Source organism: Mesorhizobium sp. ArgA1 (genome assembly GCF_053714375.1).
On sequence record NZ_JBSKBQ010000083.1, the window covers coordinates 1 to 1,797 of the forward strand.

2 protein-coding genes are annotated in these 1,797 nt (G+C 62.2%); one reads left to right on the top strand and one right to left on the bottom strand.

The features are described from left to right. Positions 1 to 15: 15 nt before the first annotated feature. Positions 16 to 1,392, bottom strand: a complete 1,377-nt coding sequence (locus ACWGTI_RS32355; protein WP_454590641.1) for an IS701 family transposase — start codon at positions 1,390 to 1,392, stop codon at positions 16 to 18. Positions 1,393 to 1,505: 113 nt separating this feature from the next. Here ACWGTI_RS32355 and ACWGTI_RS32360 point away from each other — a divergent pair, with 113 nt between their 5' ends. Then, positions 1,506 to 1,775, top strand: a complete 270-nt coding sequence (locus tag ACWGTI_RS32360; protein ID WP_454590642.1) for a hypothetical protein — start codon at positions 1,506 to 1,508, stop codon at positions 1,773 to 1,775. Positions 1,776 to 1,797 lie beyond the last annotated feature (22 nt).

The following is a 1,797-nucleotide window of genomic DNA, read 5'->3' on the forward strand; positions in this document are numbered from 1 at the left end:
CTCGACTTTGTACGTTTAGGTGGTGAAGCACAGGGCTTGCGCCATTCGCAGGATGCGCTCTGGCGGGATATTCTCTGGTTCCCGGTTTGGCGGGGAGTGTTGATTAATGTCGCCGATCCAGATTGCGAGGCGGACGGCGCCGATGGCATCGCTGAACGTCAGGCTGGTTTTTCGGTACCACGCTGCTGCGTATGGGGTGGTGGTGGTGGTGAGCAGATCGCAGGCCCATAGCGATACGAGGCTGTAGAGCCCAAGCAATGCTGGGGTGGTTCGCGCAATGGCTTTGTCAGACCATTGCCGCTGGGTCTCAACGCCAAGGTGGGCACGGGTCTCGGCGAACGTGACCTCGATCTGCCAGCGGCGGACGAACAGGGCGATGATGTCGGCGGGCTCGAGAGTGATGTCCGTGCTGAAGAAGGCTTGAGGAGGGCGTTTGCCATCGGGATCCCGGACCAGCACCCAGCGGAGCGGCATTACCGGGGTACCGGGCCTGTACCACAAGGCGGTATCAGATGTGATCTCGAGCGTTTTGCCGTCGACATGGCCGTACCAGGCGGACACGATGATCCTTGCCCAGATCGTGGCAGGGTTGGACAGGAGTGTCTTGAGCTTTGGTAGCGCCGGACCTTTTTGCGCTGGCCTGCCGAGGGTGCGCGTGGTCCGCTTTGGCGGTGGCGCAAACAGGTTGGCATCCAGTCGCAGCCGGCTGATGAGCGTTGCCCTGCCAGTGATGGCATGGGCCAGTTCATGGACGGCAAAGCTGCTGTCGCCCACGAAGATGATGCGGCGCCCTGGCAGCCAGCGACAGAGTTGCAGTGCGCCCTGCCGCGCCCAGTCGGTCAGCAGCTTGTGGCGCCGCCCGCGTTGATGGTCGGATCGCTCGGACGGGGCAAGCAGGGTCAAGACGGGCAAGGCCTTTACCAGGCTCGTCCATGGCGCCGGGGTCAGCACCATGAAGCTCAACCAGCGCAGGCCACTGGCTTTGACGAAATGGCCATGGCTGGAGCGCACTGGATCCCGGTAGATGCCCCGTGCGCTGATCCGGCGTCCCCATCGGCGTTCGATGGTGTCGTCCATGCCAATGACGATGGGTCCATCCGGCACGAGCCGTTCGACCACAAGGCCCAGCAATCGCCTGGCAACGGCACGGGGGCTCCAGCAGGCTCGGTTGAGGACCTGGTGGTAGCTTGCAAAGTTGGCGGCCTCGGCCCGGCCAGTCATGCGCAGGCAGGAACTGACGGTCCGCTTGCCCGGCGCCAGCAAAGCTCCCATGACCAGAACAAGGACATGTTCCCAACTAGGCGCTGTGAAGCAGGTGCGCAACGCTTGGAGCCACTGGCGCAGGATCTGGGGAACGGTATCGCCGACAGCGGCGCTGGAATGGTGCAGCATCCCATGCTTCGAATCCCGGCCAGCACATGTTGCAAGGCAATGACCCTGCGGCGAAGTGAATCAGGCCTGCCCGGGCCCGCGGCAGCTATGACTGCACAATGGAAAAGGACAATATGGCCCTGCGCATCGAAGCGTTCGATCAGGCCAATGGTGGCGGCGTTGGCTGTTACAAGGACAAAGGTGCCTACCACCTTTATCTGCTGGCAACCGAGGCGCCGATCGCCCGTCTCAAGCAGACCGGCAAAGGCGATGAGGTCAGGATCGCCTACTGGTCACACCGCAGAAAATGGGAAGACATCGACGATATGGGCGGCTGTGTCCTGCCCCTCGATCAGGCGCTCAACCTCATCGCAACCAACAGCCTCTTCTGGACCTGGACATGACCAAAACGTACAAAGTCGAGCT